Origin of the sequence: Micromonospora chaiyaphumensis, assembly GCF_900091435.1 — a bacterium.
In the GTDB taxonomy this organism is placed as follows: Bacteria; Actinomycetota; Actinomycetes; order Mycobacteriales; family Micromonosporaceae; genus Micromonospora; species Micromonospora chaiyaphumensis.
Map to the genome: position 1 here is coordinate 57,049 of NZ_FMCS01000014.1, position 22,144 is coordinate 79,192.

The following is a 22,144-nucleotide window of genomic DNA, read 5'->3' on the forward strand; positions in this document are numbered from 1 at the left end:
GCCGGCGACCGGCCCGTTCCGGCCCGGCGCGAGTCAGTGGCGCCGCTCATACGGGTAGCCTTGGCCAACGTGTACCGGTTCCTGCTGACCCCGCGCTGGCTCGGCTATCTCGCGCTGACCCTGGTCGCGGCCGCGGTGATGGTCTTCCTCGGCAACTGGCAGCTGGACCGCTACCGGGGGCGGACGGCGATCAACGAGCGGATCGACGCCGGCGCCACCATGACACCCGCCCCGCTGCGTGACGCCCTGCCGGCCCCGACGGGCGGCCCCGGCACCGCCGGCCCGGCCCCCGCCGACCGGCTCACCTGGACCAGGGTGACCACCACCGGCCGGTACGACAGCGCGAACATCGTCCTGGTCCGCGGCCGCACCGTCGACAACAAGGTCGGCTTCGAGGTGCTCACCCCGCTGGTCCTCGCCGACGGCAGCGCCGTGCTGGTCGACCGGGGCTGGATCCCGCCCGTCCCCGGCGGGAACGCCACCACCCAGCCGCAGGTGCCGGCCGCGCCGACCGGCGAGGTGACGGTCACCGGCCGGCTGGTGTCCAGCGAGAGCGGCGGCGGTGCGGTCGACCGGCGCAACGGCAAGCTGGAGACCCGCCGGATCAGCATCCCCCGGCTCGCGAAGCAGCTGCCCTACCCGGTGTCCGGCGGTTACGTCCTGCTCGACCAGCAGACGCCGGCCGCCGACCCGGCGTTCCAGGCGGTGCCCATCGGGCACACCAACAACTGGCAGAACTTCGGCTACGTGGTGCAGTGGTGGCTCTTCGCCGGGATGAGCCTGGTCGGCTACGGCTGGGTCGCCCGCCGGGAGGCGCGGCGGCTGGCCGGCCTGGACGGGCCGCGCGAGCCGGTGGACCGGGCCGCCGAGCCGGCGGCCACCTGACCGCGCGGCGTCGGCGGCGGCGCCAGCTCGCCGGCCTGGCGGCATCCCGGCCAGTCCGACCGGCCCACCTCGCCGATCTGGAGTCGATCAAGGCTGGCTACGTGCCCGCCGGTCAGCCCGTGACCCGGCCGGCGTGGATGGCCCGCACCGCGTCGATGGTGTCCGCCTCGGCGGCGGTCTTGTCGTCCCGGTAGCGGATCACCCGCGCGAAGCGCAGCGCCATCCCGCCCGGGTAGCGGCTGCTGGTCTGCACCCCGTCGAAGGCGATCTCGACCACCTGCTCCGGCCGGACCCGCACCACCCAGTCGCCCTTCTCCACGGCCAGCCCGAGGAAGCGCTCGGTCTGCCAGCGCAGCAGCTCGTCGGTGAGCCCCTTGAACGTCTTGCCGAGCATGACGAACTCGCCGGTGCGCGGGTCGCGGGCGCCCAGGTGCAGGTTGGAGAGCCAGCCCTGCCGCCGGCCACTGCCCCACTCGACGGCCAGCACCACGAGGTCGAGGGTGTGCCGGGGCTTCACCTTGACCCAGGCCGCGCCGCGCCGGCCGGCGTCGTAGGGCGCGGCCGGGTCCTTGATCACCACCCCCTCCTGGCCCGCGTCGACCGCCGCCGCGAAGGCCGCGCCGGCCTGCTCGGGGTCGTCCACCTCCACCCGGCCGACCAGCAGCGTCGGGTCGACCACGCGGGCCAGCGCCGCCCACCGCTCCCGGCCGGGCAGGTCGATCAGGTCCACGCCGTCGAGGTGCAGCAGGTCGAAGAAGTAGGGCGTCAGCACCGTCTCGCCGGCCCGCTCGGCCGCGGCGAGCACGGCGGGCGCCACCGGCGCGCCCCCGGTGGTGCTCGCGGTGGTGCGCCGGGCGGCCCGGCTGGAGGTCTCCTGGAACGGCAGCGGGCGGCCCTCGGCGTCCAGCCCGATCGCCTCGCCGTCGAGCACCAGCTCCCGGGCGGGCAGCGCGCGGACGGCGGCCACCACCTCGGGCAGCCGGCCGGTGATGTCGTCCAGGCTGCGGGTGAAGACCGCGATGTCCTGGCCGGACCGGTGCACCTGGATGCGGATGCCGTCGAGCTTGACGTCGACCACCGCCGGAACGCCGGTGGCGGTGAGCGCCTCGTCGACCGTGGGCGCGCTCTGCGCCAGCATGGGGGCGAGCGGGCGGCCCACCTGGAGCCCGAACCCGGCCAGCGCGGCCGCGCCGCCGGAGAGCGCCGCGACCGCCACGGCCCGCAGGTCGCCGGCGAGCAGCAGGGCCCGCCGGACGGCCGCCACCGGCACGTCGGCGGCCCGGGCGACCGCCTCGGTGAGCAGCCCGGCCTGCGCGCCCTGGCGCAGCTCGCCCCGGAACAGGCCGACCAGCAGCCGCTGCTCGTCGGCGGTCGCCGCGGCGAAGAGCTGGCCGACCAGCTCGCGCCGCCGGGCCTGGGAGCCCGCGCCGCCGACCGCCGCGATCTCCTCGATCGCCGCGTCGACGCCGCCCACGGTCAGGGTCGGCTCGGCGGCCGGTGGGGGCAGGTCACGCAGGCTCGCCCAGCCCACGCCGGTCTGCCGCTGCCGCAGCTCGCCGGCCAGGTAGCCGGCGCCCGCCGGCACCTCGTCGGGATCGAGCGACCGCAGCGCGGCGGCCAGCAGCTCCACCTTGGCCCGCCGGCCGCTGGTGGCGCCCACCGCCGCCGACGTGGCCGCCAGCTCAACAAACCGCACGTGCCTCATCCTGCCAGCCACGACCGACACCGGGGCGCGTCCCGAGCGATCTTGGAGAGTTGGCGTCCCCCAGGAACGTCAACTCCCCAAGATCACGACGGCGCCGGGCCGGCTCAGGCCGAGACCGGCTCCTCGATGCGGAGGCCGCGGGCGCGCACCTCGTCGGCCACGCGGGTGAGCAGCGTGTCGAGCGTGACCAGCACGGCGGAGAGCTCGCCGAGCTGTTCCTTGAGCGCGTCCTCGGGCCACGCGGAGACATCGACGTCCCCCAGAGCACTGACGGCGGCCTGGAGCCGCGACATCTCGTCGTTCGTACGCATGTTCGAGAGGCTATAACACCCCGCCACCCGACACACCGCAAACTCCGACATCGGCCCCGAAGTTACGGTTTCGACACCTCAGGCTCGCTGCGTGCCCACCGCCGCGACCTTCGCGAGCAGCAGCGCCTCGGCGGCGCAGACCCGGGCGAACTCGCCCAGGTGCAGGCTCTCGTTCGGCCCGTGCGCCCGGGCGTGCGGGTCCTCCACACCGGTCACCAGGATCGCCGCGGCGGGGAACATCTCCTGGAAGGTGGCGATGAACGGGATCGATCCGCCCACGCCGATGTCGACCGGATCGGTGCCGTCCCAGGCCTCCCGGAACGCCGCCCGCGCCGCGTCGAACATCGGCCCGGTGGCGTCGATGACGCAGGGCGCACCGTCGTGCTCGAAGGTCACCGTCACCTGCGCGCCCCAGGGGGCGTTCTTCTCCAGGTGCGCGATGAGCGCCGCGTACGCCTTCTTCGGGTCGTCGCCCGGCGCCAGCCGTACGCTCAGCTTCGCCTTGGCGGCCGGGACCAGCGCGTTCGGCGCCTCCCCGGTGGCCGGCGCGTCCACACCGAGGATCGCGAGGGCCGGCTTGGTCCAGAGCCGGTCGGTGATCCGGCCGGTGCCGAAGAGCTGCGCGCCGTAGACCAGCCCGGCCTCGGCGCGGAACCGGTCCTCGGGGTAGTCGACGGCGGCGCCCTCGCGACCGACGAGGCCCTCGACGGCCACGTTGCCGTCGTCGTCGTGCAGCGTGGCGAGCAGCTTCACCAGCGTGGTGAGCGCGTCGGGCACGGCGCCGCCGAACATGCCGCTGTGCACCGCGTGGTCGAGGGTGCGCACCTCCACGAAGCAGTTGACGATGCCGCGCAGCGAGGTGGTCAGCGCGGGCACCCCGATGTCCCAGTTGCCGGAGTCGGCGATGACGATGACGTCCGACGCGAGCTCCTCGCGGTGCGCGATGAGCAGCTGCTCCAGCGAGTCCGAGCCGTACTCCTCCTCGCCCTCGATGAAGAGGACCACGCCGACCGGAAGCCGGTCGCCGAACGCGCGCAGCGCCGCGACGTGCGCCATGATGCCGGCCTTGTCGTCGGCGGCGCCCCGGCCGTAGAGGCGGCCGTCCCGCTCCACCGGCTCGAACGGGTCGGACTCCCAGAGCGACAGGTCGCCGACCGGCTGGACGTCGTGGTGCGCGTACAGGAGGACGGTCGGCGCGCCGGGCGGGGCCGGCTTCGTCCCGATCACCGCCGGCTGGCCGCCGGAGCGCACGATCTTCGTGTCGAGGCCGCAGCCGCGCAGCAGCTCCGCCACCGCCTCGGCGGAACGCTCGACGTGCGAGTGGTCGAAGCCCTCGAAGGCGATGCCCGGGATGCGGACGAGTCGCTCGAGGTCGGCACGGACGCCGGGCAGTTCCCGCTCGACGGCGGCCCGCACCTCGGACTCGGACATGATCGGTGTGGTCATGACCGGAATCGTATGCCGCCCTTACCTGGCCATGCCGTCCGAGCCCGTCCCCCGGACCGGCGGACGTAGTAGCGCGCCGCGTCGTGCGGCAGGTCGGGGGCGCCGTCGACCACCAGGTCCACCGCGGCCCCGGTGCCGTCGGCGGCGAAGTGCGCCCGCTCCCCCGCGTGCCAGCGGCGCAGCTCGGGCATGATCTCCGCGCCGTCGCGGGCGAGCGCCCGGGACAGCCGCAGGTCCGCCGGCGCGGTGACGAGGACCGACAGGGTCAGCTCCGGCCGGATCGCCGCCCGCGCGGCGCTCACCCCCTCCACGATCAGCACCGGCCCGGCGGGCACCGGCACCGGCCGGTCCAGGAAGCGCCGGTGTACCCAGCTGTACCGGCGGTAGGCCCCCGGCCGGCCCGCGCGGACCGGCCCGAGCACCCACTCCTCCAGCCGGGGCCAGAAGGTGAACTGGTCGTCCCAACCGTCGAGCAGGTCGTCGGTGCGGACCACCGGCGGCCGCGCACCGCCGGGCAGCGCCCCCAGGGCGTCCGCGAGGCGCGTCGCGAAGACGCTCTTGCCCGCGCCGCTCGGCCCGTCGACGGCCACCAGTCGGGTACGCCCCAACCGCGCCGGCCCGGCCAGCACCCGCCGGGCCAACCCGGCGTACGCCTCGACCACCGCCACCGTCACCCGACCGACGCTAGCGGTCCCCCGTCCGCTGGAACCTGCGGCACCAGCAGACCGTTCACCGGGCGGGTCCGGTTCGCCGTGGGCATCATCGGGATGTGCTCCATGACGTGATGAGTCCGGGCGTCGACGCCCTGCTCGAACAGGCCCGGGCCGGCCTCCGCCGGCTCACCCCGCACGACGCCGTCGAGGCCGTCCGCACCGGGGCGCTGCTGGTCGACACGCGCACCGAGGCGCAGCGCCGCGAGCAGGGCGAGCTGCCCGGGGCGATCGTCATCGACCGGACCGTGCTGGAGTGGCGGCTGGACCCGGCCAGCGCCTGGCGCATCCCCGAATCCACCAGCTACGACCGGCAGATCGTGGTGGTGTGCCGGCAGGGCTACAGCTCCAGCCTCGCGGCCGCCGGCCTTCAGGCGCTCGGGCTGCGGCGGGCCACCGACATGATCGGCGGCGTGCAGGGGTGGCAGGAGGCGGGCCTGCCGATGTCCGACCGCCCCGCCGACATCCGCTACTGACCTCACCCGCGATCGGCGCCCCAGGCCTGCTGTCTGGTCGGCGACGCCGGGCCGGTGTGGCGGTGGGCGACGCCCGGGCCCGCTCTGGCGGTCGGCGCTCCGGGCGTTCAGCTGGTTGGCGCCCCGGCCCGTTCAGGTGGTCGGCGCGCCGGGTGGGATGAACGGCAGGTCGGCGGGCGGCCCGGACTCGATGAGCCGCCACAGCGCGTCGGTGTCGAGGTGCTCCTCGACGAGGTCGCCGAGCAGGTCCAGGGTGCGCTCCCGGGCGGCGGCGAACGACGTGTCCGGCGCGACCTTGAACCCGGTCCGGCCGGACAGCGCGGCGACCTCGGTGAGGAAGCGGCGCCGGAAACCGTCGGACTCGAAGGCGCCGTGCCAGTGGGTGCCCTGCACCGCGCCCAGCCGGGCTCCCTCGCCGGTGCCGTCGGCGTAGCGGAGCAGCGGCGGCAGGCCGGGGTCGGCGGTGGACACCTGGCCGTGGTGGATCTCGTAGCCGTGCACCGGCACGTCCCCGGCGGCGGTGCCGGCGGCACGCCGGACCGTCTTGCGCGGTTCGAAGGTGATCTCGACGGGGAGCAGCCCGAGGCCGGGCACGCTGCCCTGACGGCTCTCCACGGGGTCGTGGATGGCCCGGGACAGCATCTGGAACCCGCCGCAGATGCCGAGCAGCGGCTTCCCTGCGGCGGCGTGCGCCAGGACGGCGTCGGCCAGGCCGGTCTCCCGCAGCCAGGCCAGGTCGGCCACCGTGGACTTGGAGCCGGGCAGCACGACCAGGTCGGCGGCGGCCAGCTCGGCCGGCTCGATGGTCAGGCGCACCCGGACGCCGGGCTCGGTGGCCAGTGCCTCGACGTCGGTGGCGTTGCTGATCCGGGGCAGCCGGACCACCGCCACATCGAGCCAGTCGGTGCCCCGGGGCGGCGCCGGCCGGCCGAGCACCCGCCCGTACGCCAGCGAGTCCTCCGCGTCCAACCAGAGGTCGAGCGCCCAGGGCAGCACGCCGAGGGTCGGCCGGCCGGTGACCCGGTGCAGCATGTCCAGCCCCGGCCGGAGCAGCCCGAGGTCGCCCCGGAATTTGTTGATCACGAAGCCGGCGACGAGGGCCTGGTCGGCCGGGTCGAGCAGCGCGACCGTGCCGAACATCGAGGCGAACACCCCGCCCCGGTCGATGTCGCCGACCACGACGGCGGGCAGGCCGGCGTGCCGGGCCAGCCCCATGTTCACGTAGTCACCGGCCCGCAGGTTGATCTCGGCCGGGCTGCCGGCGCCCTCGCAGATCACCACGTCGTACTCGGCCCGCAGCTCGGCCAGCGCCGCGTACGCGGTCCCGGCGAGCCGGGGACGCAGCTCCCGGTAGTTCCCGGCGGTGACCGTGTCGACCGCCTCGCCCAGCAGCACCACCTGGCTGGCGTGGTCGCTGCCCGGCTTCAGCAGCACCGGGTTGAAGCGCAGGTCCGGGGCGAGCCCGCAGGCGGCGGCCTGCATGGCCTGGGCGCGGCCGATCTCACCGCCGCGCCCGTCCGGCCCCACCACCACGGCCGAGTTGTTGGACATGTTCTGCGCCTTGAACGGGGCGACCCGCACACCCCGGCGGCGCAGCCAGCGGCAGATGCCGGCGGTGAGCACGCTCTTGCCGGCGTCGGAGGTGGTGCCGGCGACCAGCAGCCCGCCGCTCATCGCCCGCTCCCCGCTGCTCGCCCGCTCCCCGGTCGCGCCCCGCCGAGGGCGCGCAGCGCGGCGCGGCCGGTCGCCCCGGCCAGGCGGCCGACCGTCACCGGGTACGCCGCCGCGAGGCCCAGCGCGGCCAGCCCGACCGCGCCGGAGATCCGGGCGGCCCGCTTCAGGTGCCGCGCCTCGGGCCGGGGCCCGTCCCCGAGGAACGGCCGGGTCTCCTCACGTCCGAAGTAGACGTTGCGCCCACCCAGCCGGACGCCGAGCGCCCCGGCCATCGCCGCCTCGCACTGGCCCGCGTTCGGGCTCGGGTGGTCGTTGCGGTCCCGTCGCCAGACCCGCCGGGCGGCTGCGCGGTCCCCGTGCGCGGCCGGCGCCACGGCGACGGTGAGCAGCCCGGTCAGCCGGGCGGGGACCAGGTTGAGCAGGTCGTCGAGGCGGGCGGCCGGGGTGCCGAAGCGGGCGTAGCGGGGCGAGCGGTGGCCCACCATGGCGTCGAGCGTGTTGGCCGCCCGGTAGCCGAGCAGGCCGGGCAGCCCGGCGACGGCGCCCCAGACCAGCGGGGCGACCACCGCGTCGGAGGTGTTCTCGGCGACCGACTCGACGGTGGCCCGGGCCAGTTCCGGCTCGTCGAGCGCCGACGGGTCCCGCCCGCAGAGGTGATTGAGCCGGCCGCGCGCGGCCGGCAGGTCGCCGGCCTGCAACGCCCGGGCCATCAGCCGCGACTCGTGCCGCAGGGTGCGCCCGCCCAGCACCGTCCAGGTGCCGGCGGCCACCAGCGCGGCCCGGGCCACCGGGTGACGCCGGGTGGCGAGGCCGGCGGCCGCCCCGAACAGCACGGGCGCGCCGACCGCGAGCGCGGTGAACGCCGCGCCGGCGGACCGCTCGGGCCGGTAGATCCGCCTCTCCAGGGCGCCGGCGGCGCGGCCGAAGCCGGCCACCGGGTGCCATCGCCGGGGGTCGCCGAGCAGCGAGTCCAGGGCGTAGCCCGCCACCAGTCCCGCCGCGTTCGCCATGGCGGTCGCCTGCCGCACCCGTCACCACCTCCGGCCGGCCAGCCTAGTCGTACGGCGGGGCGGCCACGCCGGCGTCGCCACCCCGCTCCCCCGTTGCACGATCCGGGCTGGTCAGGCGGGCACCGGGGCACGTCCCCGGCCGCGCCGCGGCCGCCCGGGCCCGGTGACACCCGGCGCCGCGGCCGGCTCCGGCTCGTCGGTGACCGCCTCCGCCCCCTCCTCCCCGGCAACCCGCTCGGCACCCCGCCTCCCGGTGACCGCCCCGGCGCCCGTCCCGGCGGCCGGTTCGTCCACCTCGGCGGCCAGGCCCTCCCGCCCGGAGACCAGGTCGGCCTGCCCGGCGCCCAGGTCGGGCCGCTCGTCGAAGGGGTCGGCCAGCTCGTCGAGGTCGCTCTCCGCCGGGTCCGTCCCGGCGGAGAGCCCGACCCGCGAGGTGTCGAACTCCGGCGGGAACTCGTCGTCGAAGGGCCGGTCGTCGAACGACACCGGGGCCTGCGCCACCGACACCGGCGCGGTGGCCTCGCCGTGCACCCGGCGCTCGGCCTCGGCGTCGTCGACGCTGCTGGTCGTCATGCTCGGCCGGTTGCGCAGGAAGCGGGCCCGGCCCCGCGACAGGTCGTGCCCGACGGCCACCGCCTCCAGCTCGTAGAGGGTGCGGTGGTTGCCGGCGTCGTCGGTCCAGTCGCGGGTGTAGAGGCGGCCCGCGACCACCACCGGGTCACCGACCGCCACCGAGGCGGCCACCCCCTCGGCCAGCTTCCGCCAGCAGTTGACCCGCACCCGGAGGCTGTTGCCGTCGACCCAGCGGCCGCTCTCCCGGTCGAGCCGGCGGGCGGTCGAGGCCACCTTGAAGTTGGCCACCAGGGTGTTGCTCTGGGTGGTCCGGCGCCACTCCGGCGCGGTCAGCACGTTGCCGACGATCGTGACGTACGTATCGAACATCGCCCCTCCCAGGGGAACTCGGCTTGTCGGGCCGAGCCTCGGCCGTCGTACCCCCGCGGGCCAGCCGTCCCGGGCCGGTCTGTGGATGACGGAGCCGGCTGTGGACAACCACCTGATCAAGGTCCCGGTCTGCTAGGACCAGTGGCCCTGTGGCCCTGACCTGCGAAGCAGCATGATCACGAGGTCGGGTTCCGAAGGTGCCCCGACTGGGTATGGCTTTGATCAACCGAGAGAAAGGGAGCGACGATGCTTCTCCGAGACGTCTGCGAGGCCCGCCGATGAGCGCCGTGGCGAACCCCGCGACCGTGGCCGAGTGCCTGCGGGTCGGCGCCGGGTTCTCCCAGGGCGACCGCAACTGGATCGCGGAGCAGTTCGCGACCCTCGACGCCCGGCTCGCCGGGTTCCACGCCGACGCCACCGAGCTGGAGGTGTCGGTCAAGGACCGGAACGCCCGGGGCCAGAAGGTGACCCTGGAGTGCTGGGTCGCGGGGCGCCAGAAGATCGTCACCACCTCCGCCGAGGAGGACCTGCACGCCGCGCTCAACGACGTCCGGGACGACCTGCGCCGCCGGCTCAACGACGCGAAGACCCGGCAGGAGCCGCGTCACAACAAGCACCTGCGCGAGATCGACCAGCCCGAGGGCGCCCCGTCGCAGGCGGCCGAGCGGGCCGACGCCGAGACCGCCTGAGACCGACTCCCGCCCCCCGTCCGCACCCGGTGCCGGCGGGCGGGGGCGGGGGCTACCGCCGGGTAGCGTTGCGGCGTACCGTCGCGGTCGTGGAACCCGACGTGCTGGGACCGCCGTACGAGCGGCAGACGATCGACCTGGGCACCGACGACGAGGGCCCGGTCGTCGCAACCCTGGTCCGCCGGCGGGCGGAGCGCCCGACCGGCCGTGCCGTGCTCTACGTGCACGGCTTCGTCGACTACTTCTTCCAGACCCACGTCGCCGACTTCTTCGCCGAACGCGGCTGGGACTTCTACGCGCTCGACCTGCGCAAGTACGGCCGCAGCCTGCAACCGCACCAGACCCCGAACTTCTGCCGTGACCTGAGCGACTACTTCCCGGAGCTGGACGCCGCCGCGAAGATCATCCGCGAGGACGAGGGGCACGACACCCTGCTCGCCATGGGCCACTCCACCGGCGGCCTGATCATCTCGCTCTGGGCGCACGCCCGCCGCGAGGCCGGCCTGGTCGACGGGATCGTCCTGAACAGCCCCTTCTTCGACATCAACGCGCCCTGGCTGGTCCGTCGACCCCTCGCGGCCGCCGTCTCGCGGCTGGGCCGCCGGGCGCCGCAGCGCGTCCTCCCGTTCGGGCTGGGCACCGTGTACGGCGAGAGCCTGCACGCCGACCACCGCGGCGAGTGGCGCTACGACCTGGCCTGGAAGCCGCTCGCCGGGTTCCCGGTGCGGGCCGGCTGGATCAACGCGATCCGCGCCGGCCAGCGCCAGCTCCGGGGCGGCCTGGACATCCCCGTGCCGGTGCTGCTGGCCTGCTCGACCCGCAGCTACCGGGGCACCAAGTGGCACGACTCGGCCACCCTCGCCGACGCGGTGCTCGACGTGGAGCACATGGTCCGCTGGGCGCCCCGCCTCGGCCGGCACGTCACCCTGGCCCGGTTCGACGGCGGGCTGCACGACCTGACGCTGTCCGGCCCCGCCGTACGCGAGAAGGTGTTCGCGGAGGTCGGTCGGTGGGCGGAGGGCTTCCTCGGTGCCGGGCCGACCGCGCCGGCGCCACGGCGACCGGCCGACGAGCCGGCCGGGGCCACGACCGAGGGCTGAGCCGGGCCGGTCAGCGGTGACCGGCGGTCGCCGCCGCCAGGGCCGACCGGATGCGGTCGAACGTCGCGACCGGGTGACCACCGCCGTCGGGCGGCAGCAGGAGGCCCAGGCAGCGCAGCGAGAGCTCCCCATCGGCCGCCTCGACACCGAAGACCGGCGCGCCCACGTACCCGGACGGCAGCTCGGTGGTGACCCGCACCTCGTCGCCGACCCGCGCCACCCGCTCGATCACCGCCTCCAACGGCCGCGCCCCGGCGTCGCCGACACCGAGCGCCAGCACGAACGCCGAGCCCGGCTCCGCGCCGACCCGGGCGACCGCGTCGGCCGGCGCGGCCACGGCGTCGGTCACCTGCTGGGTACGCCAGATCCAGCCCCCGTCCTCGGCGTATCCGTGCAGGCCGCCCGTGGGCATGGCGGCGAGGCCGAGCTCCGGCAGCTGCAACCACCGGTCGGCGAAGCCGGGCAGCTCGATCGGCTCCGCGGCCGCCTCGGCCGGCTCGGTGAGGCTCGGCCGCAGCCCGATCTCCCCGTACGGCGTCCGGGTGGTCGCGGCGGCCGTGAGCAGCCACTCGTGCACCACCTCGCCGTCGTCGGTCGCGCCGACCAGCTCGCTGTAGAAGAAGGCGGTGCCGTACGTCTCCGCCGCCGCGCCACGCCCGTCCGACCCGCTCACCGGCAGGATGGCCCGGCCGAGGAGCTGGCACAGCTCGTACGCGATCTCGTTCTCGGTTTCCTGGTCGAGCAGCACGACGCCGAGGGTACGGTCCGGCCCGGGGTCGGCGGCCCGCGACCCGGATATCCGGGGTGCTCCCGGAGGGCCGGCCGTGGGACGCTGAGCAGCGACGTGGCCACGACCACCCGTTCCCCCGGCGAGCCCCGGGGCGGCGGTACCCTCTTGGCGCGACACCGTCGACGCGCGCCCGTAGCTCAGCGGATAGAGCAGGGGACTTCTAATCCCAAGGCCGCAGGTTCGAATCCTGCCGGGCGCACCACCCTCACCCCAGGTCAAAGGCCTGCCGCTCCCAGTCCAGTCAGTCGCCACCGGTCCCGTACAGCCATTCGTACAGCCAAGTCAGCCGAAGGGGTGCTTCGCGGCCTCGTCCACGGCGGCCCGCTCATCCGACCAGGCGAGCCCTAGCAGTTCCCCACGCCGCAGCCCGACCGTAGGGCGCACACGTACAGCGCTTCGAGCCGGTGACCGCGCAGGACGTCGAGCAGGCGCTTGGCCTCGTCCACTTCCAGGGCGCGACGCTCAACCTGACGAGATCCGCTCTATCACTGCTGCCCAGCCCAGCACCCGCCGGTCAGGGCTTCACGTGTTGCTGGCGGGGGAACAAGCGCGCGAGGCGCGGCAGACGTTGTTCGATCTGGGCGAGGCTGTCGCTGTCCCAGGGTTGATCGGTTGGTTCCGGGTCGGAGTACGTGCGGTGGCCCCGGCCGTCCAGCGCTTCTTCGAGGCTGTCTTCACGCCCGGTGATGTGGTCGTGGGCGCGGGGTGCCACGTAGGCGAGTTCTTCCCAGTGTGGCCATTCCGCGTTGGCCCATTCCCGGGGACTGCTGCCGGCGAGCGCGCGAACGGCGGGCAGGTCGGCGAGGTTGTCGGGGTTTTGGGCGGCGTGATGCCACCAGCGCTGCCCCTGGCCGATGAGCCATGGTTGGAAGTACCAGAACGCGTCGCCGCTACAGAGGCCGTCCATGATCTGGTTGGCTGCGCCCCACATGGCATAGGTATCGATCGGGCGACGCGCAGCCTCCAGGTGGAGCTGGAAGTCCGCGATGTGCTCAAGAGAGACGCGGCTGAGCCGGTATGCCAACCAGTCGAGCCTGTGGGCCGGGTCGGTCGTCTCCTCGGCTGACCGCTCCAGGAACTGCCAGAATTCCGCCATGTTCACGTCGAGGACGGTAACGGTCCGCTTGATCTGGAATCCTGGCGGGAGGAGAGCGTGGAGCCGGGCGGCCCGCTAAGTGACGCGGAGGTCCGGGAGTTGACGCGGTTGCTGGCACGGTTTGCGTCGCACGATCTGGACCAGTAGGAGAACTGGCGTATCAACACCCCGTATGGTCCGGTGTTCATGTCGGTCAGCCGCAAGGTGCTGCCGGGCTGGCCGGAGGATGTGTCACCAGGATCTGGCCGATGCCTGCGCAGCTGGCCGAGGACCGTACCAGAGGTTGGACGGTGTAGCGGCAGGACGACAACGGCAACCGGTGCGAGGTCTCCCGACACGACAGCCGGACGGAGGCGGACTCCGCGGCTGCCAGGATGGAGGCCCGGGGCCACAAACAGACCAGCGATAGCCCTTACCATCGACAACGATCGGCCTACTGCCTCGCTTGTTGAGTGCCACGGATCCTCCCCCTGCCGTTGCAGCATTGGATGCCGGCACGCGCCTCGCCAGCCGGCTTCGGCTGCGCAAGCGCACGCGACCTGCCGGGGCGCGGCGACCGTCAGGGCTGCGCGACTTCGGGTCGCCGGACCCGGTAGCGCAGGTGGGTCACGTGCGGCGAATCCACTGTGGCGAGCCGCTCCACTTCGATGTGCGCGTCGCCCAGATGCTCGAAGAGGCGGCGGCCAGCGCCGAGCAGCACGGGCGCGAGCTGGACGCGAATCTCGTCGACCAGACCGGCGGCCAGGAACTGCTGGCCGACCGTCGCGCCCATCAGGCGTACGTCGCGGTCGCCCGCGGCCGTGGTGGCCCGGTCGAAGGCGTCCCGGACGTCGGTGACGAAGGTGAAGGTGCCGCTCTTCTCGACCCGCTCGGCGAGGGGGTGGTGGGTCAGCACGAGGCAGGGCACCGGGAAGGGGGTGTCGTTCCAGACGTCGACGCCGACGTCGAACGTCCGCCGGCCGAGCACCACGGCGCCCGTGCCCGTCTGCATGCCCCGATTGATCTCCGCGTCCACCTCGTTCGACGAGGCCTCGAAGATCCACTCGTGCAGGCGGAGCCCGCCGACGCCCATCGGGTTCTCCACGCTGACGTCCGGGCCGGCCATGAACCCGTCCAGCGACATGGTGACGTCCAGCAGTACGCGTGCCATGAAAGCCCTTCGTCGAGGGACGCCGGGCGTCCGGGAGCGGTAGGTGCTCGAGACCGTAACGCCGAGGTACGACAGGTAGGCCTCGGCGGACGGCCGGACCGGTCAGTCCCCTGGTGACTGTTGCCCGGCGGCCTCGCTCCACCGCCGGGCCTCAGCCGACAACTGCGTCATCGCTTCCTCCTTCGCGGCACCGTACTGGGCCCGGCTGTCGGGACACCGCTCGGCCGCACGTCTCTTCGCCACCTCGTAGCGACGGGCGGCGTCGGGGTTGGCCGCGACATAGGCGCGAAAGACCCGGTTCGCCTCAGGTACCGACGACGTGACGTGGAAGACGTGCAGGTGGTGGGTCCGCTTCCCGGCGGTGTCCTTCGCGAAGAACAGGTGATCCCTGTCCTCGGGGAAGGCCGTCGGCCGGTAGACGTACCCCAGCAGCTCGAGTGGTCGGAGATCCGCGACGACGGCGTCGACGTCAGGTACCGCCATCTGGATGTCGATGATGGGCTTGGCCGCACATCCGGGGATGCTGGTCGATCCGATGTGCTCGATGCTCAGTGCCGCAGGCAGTGCCTCCGACAACAGCCGTTGTTCGACCGTGAATCGCTCCGGCCAGGCCGGATCGTAGGGCACGACCACGACCACGGGCGCCTCGTCCGTCATGAGGGCCAAGGTAGCGGGTCGCGGACGCCGGCCCGCGCGCCGATGACCGGAGGCCCTATTCCCAGGGTGGGGTGTATCGGCTCACGTAGTTGCGAGCACGTGGCAGCGGGTCGCGCCAGTACTGGTCCGGCATGCGGCTGTGGTGCGTTGCGCAGAACTCGGCAAGACCTTCGACGACCTCGACGCGCTCCAGCGGGCGGCCTTCGAAGGCCGTGTTGGCGGCCAGCAACTGCGGCTCCGGGTTCCAGCCCGAGTGATCGAACGCCCAGCCGTCCCACACCGCGTAGGCATGGAAGATCTGCCAGTCGCCCGCGAAGCGCACCCCTGCCATCCCGATCGGCCGGTCAGGGTAGACGTCCCGGCAGACCCAGGCCAGGATGTGACAGGCTCCGGCAGCGAAGAAGGCCTGGTCGGTCCGCTCCCAGGCGATCCGCTGATCCGACCGCTCGATCGCCGTCCTCCGGAAGATGCCCGCTGCCTCGGCCGTCACAACACCGGACGATAGCCCGGCAGCGACCGCACCGCCCGCCCTCACACGTTGCCGAAGGCCGGCGCGCCCGCGCTGTCGTAGGTCAGCATGGTCACCCCGGTGCCGGAGGTGCGGGTGCCGGTCAACCGCAGGCCCGCCGGGGGCACGCCGTCGGCGAAGAGTCGCTGCCCGCGCCCCAGCACCACCGGGAAGACCAGCAGCTGGTACGTGTCGATGAGCCCCTCCCGCATCAGCGACCGGGCGAGGGCGCCACTGCCGTGCACCTGGAGTTCCCCGCCGGGGCGGTTCTTGAGTTCGGTGACCGCGGCCGCCAGGTCACCGTCCAGGCGGTGCGAGCCCGACCAGGTCAGCTCGTCGTCGCGGTTGGTGGCGACGTACTTCGGCAGCCGGTTGAGCGGGTTGTCCGGGCCGCCCTGGGCCGGGTCGGTCACGTGCGGCCAGTACGCGGCCATGATGTCGTAGGTGCGGCGGCCGAGCAGCAGGGCCTCGGCCCGCTCGAGGGTCTCGCCCATCCACCCGCCGACCGTTTCGTCGAAGTGCGGCGGCAGCCAGCCACCCAGGTCGAATCCGCCGCTGCGGTCCTCCTCCATGCCGCCGGGGGCCTGCATGACGCCGTCCAGGGTCAGGAACGTGGTGATGGTGAGTCGCATGATGGTGCCTCCTTCGTGACCGGCCCTGCGCCGGCCTCCACCCTGCCGACGGCCGAGGGCCGACCGATTCGACAGCTCCACCGAAACCAAGGATGTGACCTGGACCACAGCCGTCAGGGCTTACGAGCGAACAGGTACGCCGCCGGACGCCGCCCCTCCTCCGGCGCCTGCCACATGGTCGCGGTGACCGGAAGACCCGCCGCCGCGAGCTACCGGTGCCGGCCCGCCCGTAGCGGGCGGCGGCGAGGGCCGGGCCGACGTACTCTCCGCTCATGGTGACCGAGACGGATCTCCGGCTGGCCGACGGCCGCACGCTGCACGTCTACGACACCGGCGGGTCCGACCGGCTCGCCGTCTTCTGGCACCACGGCACGCCGAACATCGGCGCACCGCCCGCGCCGCTGTTCGCCGCCGCCGACCGGCTCGGCCTGCGCTGGGTCTCGCACGACCGCCCCGGCTACGGCGGGTCGACGCCGCGGCCGGGGCGCGACATCGCCTCGGCGGCCGCCGACGTCGCCGCGGTGGCCGACGCGCTGGGCCTCGACCGGTTCGCCGTGATGGGCCACTCCGGCGGCGGTCCACACGCTCTGGCCTGCGCCGCGCTCCTGCCCGACCGGGTGGTCGCGGCAGTGGTCGGCGCCGGCCTGGCCCCGTACGGGGCGGACGGCCTGGACTGGTTCGCCGGCATGGTGCCCGCCGGGGTGGCGTCGCTGCGGGCCGCCGCCGCGGGACGTGCGGCCAAGGAGGCGCACGAGGCGTCCGGCGCCGAGTACGACCCGGAGTTCACCCCGGCCGACCTGGCCGCGCTGCACGGCGAGTGGTCCTGGTTCGACACTGTGGTGGGCCCGGCGACGCGGGGCGGCCCGGGCGGGCTCATCGACGACGACCTGGCGTACGTGCACCCGTGGGGCTTCGACCCCGCCGAGGTGACGCCGCCGGTGCTGCTGGTGCACGGCGAGCGGGACGGGATCGCCCCGGTGGCGCACGCCGAGTGGCTGGCCAAGCGCTGTCCCTCCGCCGAGCTGCGCCGCTACCCGGAGGACGGGCACATCTCGGTGCTGCGGCACGCCGGGCCGGCGCTGGAGTGGCTGCGCCGGCGCGCCGACGAGGCGTCCGCCCGGTAGGTGACGGTGGGTGAGGCGGCGGCCGGGGTATCCGGCCGCCGCCCCGCCGCGCCGGATCGGGCGCGGACCGCGACCCGGCACGGGGGCCTGGGAGGTCCTCCGTGCGGGCCGCGGTGCCGGCGCCGGCCGGGTGGAGGGTCGAAGTGGCCCGCCCCGGCGCCGGAGTTCGGTGGGTCGACCGGCCGGCCTCGCCGTGGACGCGCCGGTCACCGACCTCATGCCCCTCAGCGCTCACCCCACCCGGGATGTCACAGCGACGCCCGCCGCGCCGTCACTCGCAGATCCGCCAGCCGCCGTTCTCCTTGACGAGGAGGACGGCCAGCGGCCCGGACGGTAAACCGGGTGACCGTTCGCCGCGGGCCGTCCACCATCGACGGATGCCGCAGCATCGACCCGCCGAGCCGGACATCCGGCGTTACTACACCGAGGTCTTCGCCGAGGCGGACCGGTTGGACCGGTCGCCGCAGGGACGGTTGGAGGCGCGCCGCACGCGCGACCTGCTCACCCGGCTGCTGCCGCCCACGCCGGCCGAGGTGCTGGACGTCGGCGGCGGCCCCGGCGCGTACGCCGGCTGGCTCGCCTCGGGCGGGCACCGGGTGCACCTGGTCGATCTGGTGCCGGCGCACGTGGCGGCGGCGCGGGCGGCGTACCCGGGGATCACCGCGACCGTGGGTGACGCCCGGCGCCTGCCGCTGCCCGATGGCTCGGCGGACGCGACCCTGCTGCTCGGCCCGCTCTACCACCTGCCCGACCGGGCGGACCGGGTGGCGGCGCTGCGCGAGGCGGCGCGGCTGACCCGGCCCGGTGGGCCGGTGCTCGCGGCCGCCATCAGCCGCAACGCGGCCCTCATCGACCTGACCGTGCAGGGGCGGGCGGACGAGCACAACCGTCCGCTGCTGCGCGAGGAGTACGCGACCGGGGTGAACGACCCGCGGACCGGCTTCACGACGGCCTACTTCCACCGCCCCGAACAGCTGGTGGACGAGTTCGTGGCGGCCGGCCTGCCCGCCCCCGCGCTGTACGGGGTGGAGGGTCCGCTGTGGCCGGTGCTGAACGCGCTCGGCACCGGCCCGGCCGAGCGGCTCTTCGCCGAGGCGGTGGCCTGCGCCGAGACGTTCGAACGGGACCCGTCGGTGCTCGGGGCCAGCGCGCACCTGCTCGCCGTGGCCCACGCCGGAACGGGCCGGAGCGGGCCCGCCGGCGGCTGAAACTCCACAGCGACGCGCCGCGCACCGAGGGTGACCGGCCCCGCGTGCACGTGTTATTCTCCGGCGTCGATCTACCGTGCGGACCCGACCGGGTCGCTGCCGGAAGGACACCTCCCCCGATGCCGGTCGTAGCCGCCACGACCCTGCCGCCGTCCGCGCTGGACCGGCCGGCGGGCGGCGCGTTCACCCTGATCTTCACCACCCTGCCGGCGCTGCTCCGGCTCACCTGCGGGCTGGTCGCCGCGGTGGTGGCGCTGTCGGTGTGCACCCCGCCGGTCCGGGTGACGCTGCTGGTGCCGGCGGTCGCCGCGCTCACGGCCTGGTCCGTCTGGTACGCGGTCCGCGCGCTCCGGTTCGGGTTCACGGGTCCGCTGGTGGCCGGCGACGTGGCGCTGACCACCGCGGCCGCGCTGGCGATCCCCTGGCTGGTCGCGCCGGAGGTGCTGCCCGGCGAGGGGAGCTGGCTGGCGGTGCTGGCCAGCACCACCGTGATCAACGCGCAGGCCACCGCCCCGGCACGCTGGTCGGTCCCGGCCGGGCTGCTGGTCACCGCCGGCTACGCGACCGGCGCCGCCCTGGCCGGCAACCCGGTCGAGGCGCGGGCGCACGCCGGGACGCTGCTCGTGCAGACCGGCTGCACGGCGGTGATGACCACGGTGATGCGCCGCCGGATCGGGCGCGCCGACGCCGCCTTCGGGGACTACCAGCGGCTGTCGCGGGACGCCGTGGTGGGGCGGGCCGCCCGGGAGGCCGAGCGGCGGCAGAACCGGGACCTGCACGACACCGTTCTCGCCACGCTCACCATGGTGGGGCTGGGCGCGGTGCCCGGCCCGTCCGCCGCGCTGCGCGAGCGGTGCGCGGCCGACCTGCGTACCCTCACCGCCCTGGCCGACGCGCGGGCCATGCCGGCCGGCGCGGTGGCCCTCGACGAGCGGCTGCGGGCGGTCCTCGCCCGCCTGCCCGAGCTGACCGTGGACGCGACGCTCGTGCCGTGCCGGGTGCCCGGCACGGTCGCCGCGGCGCTCGCCGACAGCGCCGGCGCCGCGCTGGCCAACGTGGTCCGGCACGCGCCGGGCGCCACCGCCACGCTGCGTCTGATCCCGGACGGCGGCGCCGTCGTGGTCGAGGTGGCCGACGACGGGCCCGGCTTCGACCCGGCCACCGTCCCGGCCCACCGGTACGGGCTGCGCGAGTCGATCCACGGCCGGATGGCCACGGTGGGCGGCCGCGCGGTCGTGACCTCCGCCCCTGGTGCCGGCACCCGCATCCGGCTGGAGTGGTCCGGTGTCCACTGAGTCGAGAACGGTCGGGACCGGCACGGCGGCCCCGGCGATCGTGCGGCAGCGGACGCCGGAGCGCGCCGGTCCCGGGGCGGCCGCCACCGCGGCGCACGCGGTGGGCGACGCCTCGGACCGGGGCGCCCGGATCGTGGCGGTGGTCATCGCGCTGGCCTGGCACCTGGCGATCGGTCTGCCGGCGCTGCTCGGCTCCTGGTCCCGGCTGGCCGCCCCGCCGGTGGTGGCCGCCGGCTGGCTGGTGACCGCGGCGGTCGGCGTCGCGGCCGGCGTACGCCTGCTGCGCGGTGGGCTGCCGCCCGCCCGGCTGCTGGCGGTGGCGCTGCTGGTGGTCGACGGGGTGGTCTTCGCGGCGGCCGGTGAGCGGCAGCTCTTCACCACGGCCAACTGGGTGTGGGGCGGGCTGGCCTGGTTCTTCCTGCTGGTGCTCTGGCGGCGGCCGCTGAGCTGGCTGCTCGCGCTGCTCGCCGCGCACGCGACCATCGCCCTGGCCGCGGTGGTCCTGCACGGCGCCACCGCCCCGGCCGACCTCAGCCGCTACGCCATGTACGTCTACGGCACCTCGTCGCTGCCGGTGGCCGTCTTCGCCGGGGCGGCGGCGATCGCGGCGCTGGCCCGCGACCGGGCCGCCACCGCCGCGGCGGCCCTGGCCGTGGCGGCGGAGCGGGACGCGGCGGAACGGGCCCGGCGGGACCGGCAGGCCCGGCTGGCCCTGGTGAGCGGCACCGCCGAGGAGGTGCTGGCCGCCCTCGCGTCCGGCGAGGCCGATCCGGCCGACCCGGCGGTGCGCCGCCGCGCCGTGCTGGCGGCGGCCCGGCTGCGCCGGCTGATCGCCGAGTCGGACGACGTGCCGGATCCGCTGCTGCACGAGCTGCGCGCCGCCGCCGACCTGGCGGAACGGAACGGCCTGCCGATCGAACTGGTCGCCGTCGGGGCTCCGCCGGAGCTGCCGGTCGAGGTCCGGCGGCGGCTGGCCGACCCGGCGACCGCCGCGCTAGCCGGCGCCCGCGGCTGGGCCCGGCTGACCGTGGTGGCCGGCCCGGACGAGGTGGTGGTCAGCCTCGTCACCCCCGACCACGACGGGCCGGACGCGACCGGCCCGCCCGGCGGGGACGGGGACGGGTCGGTGGAACACCTGCACGAGCGGGACGGGGAGATCAGATGGACGCAGACGCGGTGGCGGAGGACGTGACCGGCGGGCCGCCGGTGGGCGTGGCGATCGTGGACGACCATCCGGTCGTGATCGACGGGGTACGGGCCTGGCTGGCCGGCGAGCCGCGGCTGCGGGTGCTGGCCACGGGGGACGACCCGGACGTGGTGCTGCGGGACGCCCCGGAGGCCGAGGTGGTCCTGCTCGACCTGCGGCTGCACGGGCGCATGGTGCTCGACAGGCTCGCCGAGCTGAGCGCCGCGGGCCGCCGGGTGGTGGTCTACTCCGAGCACACCGACCCGGAGACCATGCTGGCCGCGCTGGACGCCGGCGCGGTGGCGTTCCTGGCCAAGCACGAGGGCCGGGAGCACTGCGTGGCCACGGTGCTCGCGGCGGCGAGCGACCGCCCGTACGTGCCGCCGGCGCTGGCCGGCGCCATCGTGGGCGACGCCCGACCGGACCGGCCGGCCCTGTCCGACAAGGAGCGCGAGGCCCTGCTGCTGTGGTTCCAGTCGATGTCGAAGGCGTCGGTGGCGCGCCGGATGCGGATCAGCGAGCACACCGTGAAGCAGTACGTGGACCGGGCGCGGATCAAGTACACCCGGGCGGGGCGGCCGGCTGCCACGAAGGCGGCGCTGCTCGCCCGGGCGATCGAGGACGGCCTCGTCCGGCCGGAAGATATCGGCATCTACCGGTCACAGGCGTCCGCCGACCGGCCGACCCCCTAACGGGTGTCATGACAGCCGCTTCGAGGTGGGCGAGGCTCGACGTGTCGCCAACCGCCACCGGGAGGTCGTGACCGTGCAGGAGGACGCCGCACCCTTCTTCATCGGGCCGCACCGCTTCGACGCGGATGACGATCCCACCCGTCCCCTGCTCGACCGGCGCTACGCCCTGCTCCCCGAGCCGGGTGAGCACCTGCTCGGGCAGCACCGGCTGCTGGTGGCCGGTCACCTGCTCGGCCCCACCGACGATCTCCGGTCCTGGGCGCTGCCCACCCCGGCGGCGGTCACCGTGACCGACCGTCGCCTGGCGTACGTCTGCACCGGCTCCGAGCTGTCCCTGGTCTCCGGGCGGGACGGCCGGACGGACGCCCGGCACCGGCGCCCGGTCCGGCTGTCCCGCCTGGTCAGCGGGCAGATCCGCTGGCAGTGGCCGTCCCGTCTGGAAGTCACCGAGAGCCCCGACGGCACCGGCGAGCTGCGGGTCGTCTGCGACGCGCTGCGCACCATCCGCCAGCCGGCGCTGGCGCTCGCCGGCGCCGTCGACCTGGTCGCCGCGCTGGCCCGGCAGGTGCGCCGCTCGGTGGCCGCGTACCGGCTGGACCGCCCCGAGCTCGTGGACCTCTCCCCGCCGGAGCGGGACACCCTGGCGGTCCGGATGGGCCCGGCGCCCGGCCCGACCCGGGGCGCGGTGACCCTGCCGGGTTCGCTGCCGGTCGAGTTCCTGTCCCGCGACGACTACTACCGCCCGGCCCTGGCGGAGGAGACGGCCTGGCCCCGCCAGGACGTCCCGGCGCGGGACCGCCCCGGCTCCGCCTGCTGACCCGCGCCCAGCCGGCCGGCGCCGGCACCCTGCCGCGACGC

At 75.1% G+C, this 22,144-nt stretch carries 22 protein-coding genes, 1 tRNA gene and 1 pseudogene; 11 read left to right on the forward strand and 13 right to left on the reverse strand.

Annotation, left to right across the window (positions count from 1 at the left end):
• The first annotated feature begins 69 nt into the window (after positions 1–69).
• Positions 70–885: an SURF1 family cytochrome oxidase biogenesis protein gene (locus GA0070214_RS28855; RefSeq protein ID WP_091269778.1), complete on the forward strand. Its 816-nt coding sequence runs from the start codon at positions 70–72 to the stop codon at positions 883–885.
• Between the two features lie 112 nt (positions 886–997).
• Here the strand turns inward: GA0070214_RS28855 and GA0070214_RS28860 are convergent, their stop codons facing one another.
• The 4 genes and pseudogenes from GA0070214_RS28860 to GA0070214_RS28875 form a co-directional block, all read right to left on the reverse strand.
• Positions 998–2,581 carry an ATP-dependent DNA ligase gene (locus tag GA0070214_RS28860; protein WP_091269680.1) on the reverse strand — a complete coding sequence of 528 codons (1,584 nt, stop codon included), beginning with the start codon at positions 2,579–2,581 and terminating at the stop codon, positions 998–1,000.
• A 113-nt stretch (positions 2,582–2,694) separates the two neighbouring features.
• The gene (locus GA0070214_RS28865) at positions 2,695–2,901 is read right to left on the reverse strand and encodes a hypothetical protein (protein WP_091269681.1); all 207 of its coding nucleotides are present in this window, start codon (positions 2,899–2,901) and stop codon (positions 2,695–2,697) included.
• Positions 2,902–2,979: 78 nt separating this feature from the next.
• Positions 2,980–4,332: a dipeptidase gene (locus GA0070214_RS28870; RefSeq protein WP_208602947.1), complete on the reverse strand. Its 1,353-nt coding sequence runs from the start codon at positions 4,330–4,332 to the stop codon at positions 2,980–2,982.
• Positions 4,325–5,197, reverse strand: a pseudogene (locus GA0070214_RS28875) (uridine kinase family protein); the annotation flags it as partial. The pseudogene GA0070214_RS28875 and the gene GA0070214_RS28870, both read right to left, overlap by 8 nt.
• Here GA0070214_RS28875 and GA0070214_RS28880 point away from each other — a divergent pair.
• On the forward strand, positions 5,132–5,533 hold the full coding sequence (locus tag GA0070214_RS28880; protein ID WP_091269683.1) for a rhodanese-like domain-containing protein: 402 nt from the start codon (positions 5,132–5,134) through the stop codon (positions 5,531–5,533). The pseudogene GA0070214_RS28875 and the gene GA0070214_RS28880 overlap by 66 nt on opposite strands.
• A 132-nt stretch (positions 5,534–5,665) precedes the next feature.
• Here GA0070214_RS28880 and GA0070214_RS28885 read toward each other — a convergent pair whose 3' ends face one another.
• The 3 genes from GA0070214_RS28885 to ssb form a co-directional block, all read right to left on the reverse strand.
• Positions 5,666–7,207: a cobyric acid synthase gene (locus GA0070214_RS28885; RefSeq protein ID WP_091269684.1), complete on the reverse strand. Its 1,542-nt coding sequence runs from the start codon at positions 7,205–7,207 to the stop codon at positions 5,666–5,668.
• Positions 7,204–8,235, reverse strand: coding sequence for a cobalamin biosynthesis protein (locus GA0070214_RS28890; RefSeq protein WP_091269685.1), 1,032 nt, complete (start codon positions 8,233–8,235; stop codon positions 7,204–7,206). The genes GA0070214_RS28885 and GA0070214_RS28890 overlap by 4 nt, the downstream gene beginning before the upstream one ends.
• Before the next feature lie 93 nt (positions 8,236–8,328).
• Positions 8,329–9,159, reverse strand: coding sequence for a single-stranded DNA-binding protein (gene ssb, locus GA0070214_RS28895; RefSeq protein WP_091269686.1), 831 nt, complete (start codon positions 9,157–9,159; stop codon positions 8,329–8,331).
• Positions 9,160–9,437: 278 nt separating this feature from the next.
• Here ssb and GA0070214_RS28900 point away from each other — a divergent pair, with 278 nt between their 5' ends.
• Both GA0070214_RS28900 and GA0070214_RS28905 read left to right on the forward strand, forming a co-directional pair.
• Positions 9,438–9,848 carry an HPF/RaiA family ribosome-associated protein gene (locus tag GA0070214_RS28900; protein ID WP_091269687.1) on the forward strand — a complete coding sequence of 137 codons (411 nt, stop codon included), beginning with the start codon at positions 9,438–9,440 and terminating at the stop codon, positions 9,846–9,848.
• Between the two features lie 89 nt (positions 9,849–9,937).
• Entirely contained in the window at positions 9,938–10,948 is a 1,011-nt protein-coding gene (locus GA0070214_RS28905; protein WP_167364350.1) for an alpha/beta hydrolase, read from the forward strand.
• A 10-nt stretch (positions 10,949–10,958) separates the two neighbouring features.
• On the opposite strand, the gene GA0070214_RS28910 is transcribed toward GA0070214_RS28905, so the two are convergent.
• Positions 10,959–11,696 (reverse strand): hypothetical protein, encoded by a 738-nt coding sequence (locus tag GA0070214_RS28910; protein ID WP_091269688.1) that lies wholly within the window; start codon positions 11,694–11,696, stop codon positions 10,959–10,961.
• 168 nt (positions 11,697–11,864) lie between these two features.
• Here GA0070214_RS28910 and GA0070214_RS28915 point away from each other — a divergent pair.
• Positions 11,865–11,940, forward strand: a tRNA-Arg gene (locus tag GA0070214_RS28915).
• 312 nt (positions 11,941–12,252) lie between these two features.
• Here GA0070214_RS28915 and GA0070214_RS28920 read toward each other — a convergent pair.
• From GA0070214_RS28920 to GA0070214_RS28945, 5 genes are all read right to left on the reverse strand, one after another.
• Positions 12,253–12,834: a DUF4240 domain-containing protein gene (locus GA0070214_RS28920; protein WP_244167900.1), complete on the reverse strand. Its 582-nt coding sequence runs from the start codon at positions 12,832–12,834 to the stop codon at positions 12,253–12,255.
• Between the two features lie 559 nt (positions 12,835–13,393).
• Positions 13,394–13,984 (reverse strand): dihydrofolate reductase family protein, encoded by a 591-nt coding sequence (locus tag GA0070214_RS28930; RefSeq protein WP_091269690.1) that lies wholly within the window; start codon positions 13,982–13,984, stop codon positions 13,394–13,396.
• A gap of 102 nt (positions 13,985–14,086) precedes the next feature.
• Entirely contained in the window at positions 14,087–14,641 is a 555-nt protein-coding gene (locus GA0070214_RS28935) for a GrpB family protein (protein ID WP_139141929.1), read from the reverse strand.
• 55 nt (positions 14,642–14,696) lie between these two features.
• On the reverse strand, positions 14,697–15,131 hold the full coding sequence (locus tag GA0070214_RS28940) for a hypothetical protein (RefSeq protein ID WP_091269692.1): 435 nt from the start codon (positions 15,129–15,131) through the stop codon (positions 14,697–14,699).
• Positions 15,132–15,172: 41 nt separating this feature from the next.
• Positions 15,173–15,781 carry a dihydrofolate reductase family protein gene (locus GA0070214_RS28945; RefSeq protein WP_091269693.1) on the reverse strand — a complete coding sequence of 203 codons (609 nt, stop codon included), beginning with the start codon at positions 15,779–15,781 and terminating at the stop codon, positions 15,173–15,175.
• Between the two features lie 272 nt (positions 15,782–16,053).
• Here GA0070214_RS28945 and GA0070214_RS28950 point away from each other — a divergent pair, with 272 nt between their 5' ends.
• The 6 genes from GA0070214_RS28950 to GA0070214_RS28975 all read left to right on the forward strand — a co-directional run bounded on the left by GA0070214_RS28950 (position 16,054) and on the right by GA0070214_RS28975 (position 22,103).
• Positions 16,054–16,905, forward strand: coding sequence for an alpha/beta fold hydrolase (locus GA0070214_RS28950; protein ID WP_091269694.1), 852 nt, complete (start codon positions 16,054–16,056; stop codon positions 16,903–16,905).
• A 377-nt stretch (positions 16,906–17,282) separates the two neighbouring features.
• On the forward strand, positions 17,283–18,113 hold the full coding sequence (locus GA0070214_RS28955) for a class I SAM-dependent methyltransferase (protein ID WP_091269695.1): 831 nt from the start codon (positions 17,283–17,285) through the stop codon (positions 18,111–18,113).
• 119 nt (positions 18,114–18,232) lie between these two features.
• Positions 18,233–19,408: a sensor histidine kinase gene (locus GA0070214_RS28960; RefSeq protein WP_091269696.1), complete on the forward strand. Its 1,176-nt coding sequence runs from the start codon at positions 18,233–18,235 to the stop codon at positions 19,406–19,408.
• Positions 19,398–20,600 carry a hypothetical protein gene (locus GA0070214_RS28965; RefSeq protein WP_091269697.1) on the forward strand — a complete coding sequence of 401 codons (1,203 nt, stop codon included), beginning with the start codon at positions 19,398–19,400 and terminating at the stop codon, positions 20,598–20,600. Before GA0070214_RS28960 ends, GA0070214_RS28965 begins: the two co-directional genes overlap by 11 nt.
• Positions 20,570–21,286 carry a response regulator transcription factor gene (locus GA0070214_RS28970; protein ID WP_091269698.1) on the forward strand — a complete coding sequence of 239 codons (717 nt, stop codon included), beginning with the start codon at positions 20,570–20,572 and terminating at the stop codon, positions 21,284–21,286. The genes GA0070214_RS28965 and GA0070214_RS28970 overlap by 31 nt, the downstream gene beginning before the upstream one ends.
• 73 nt (positions 21,287–21,359) lie before the next feature.
• A complete protein-coding gene (locus GA0070214_RS28975) occupies positions 21,360–22,103 on the forward strand; it encodes a hypothetical protein (protein WP_091269780.1) in 744 nt (247 codons plus the stop codon).
• The last annotated feature ends 41 nt before the right edge of the window (positions 22,104–22,144 follow it).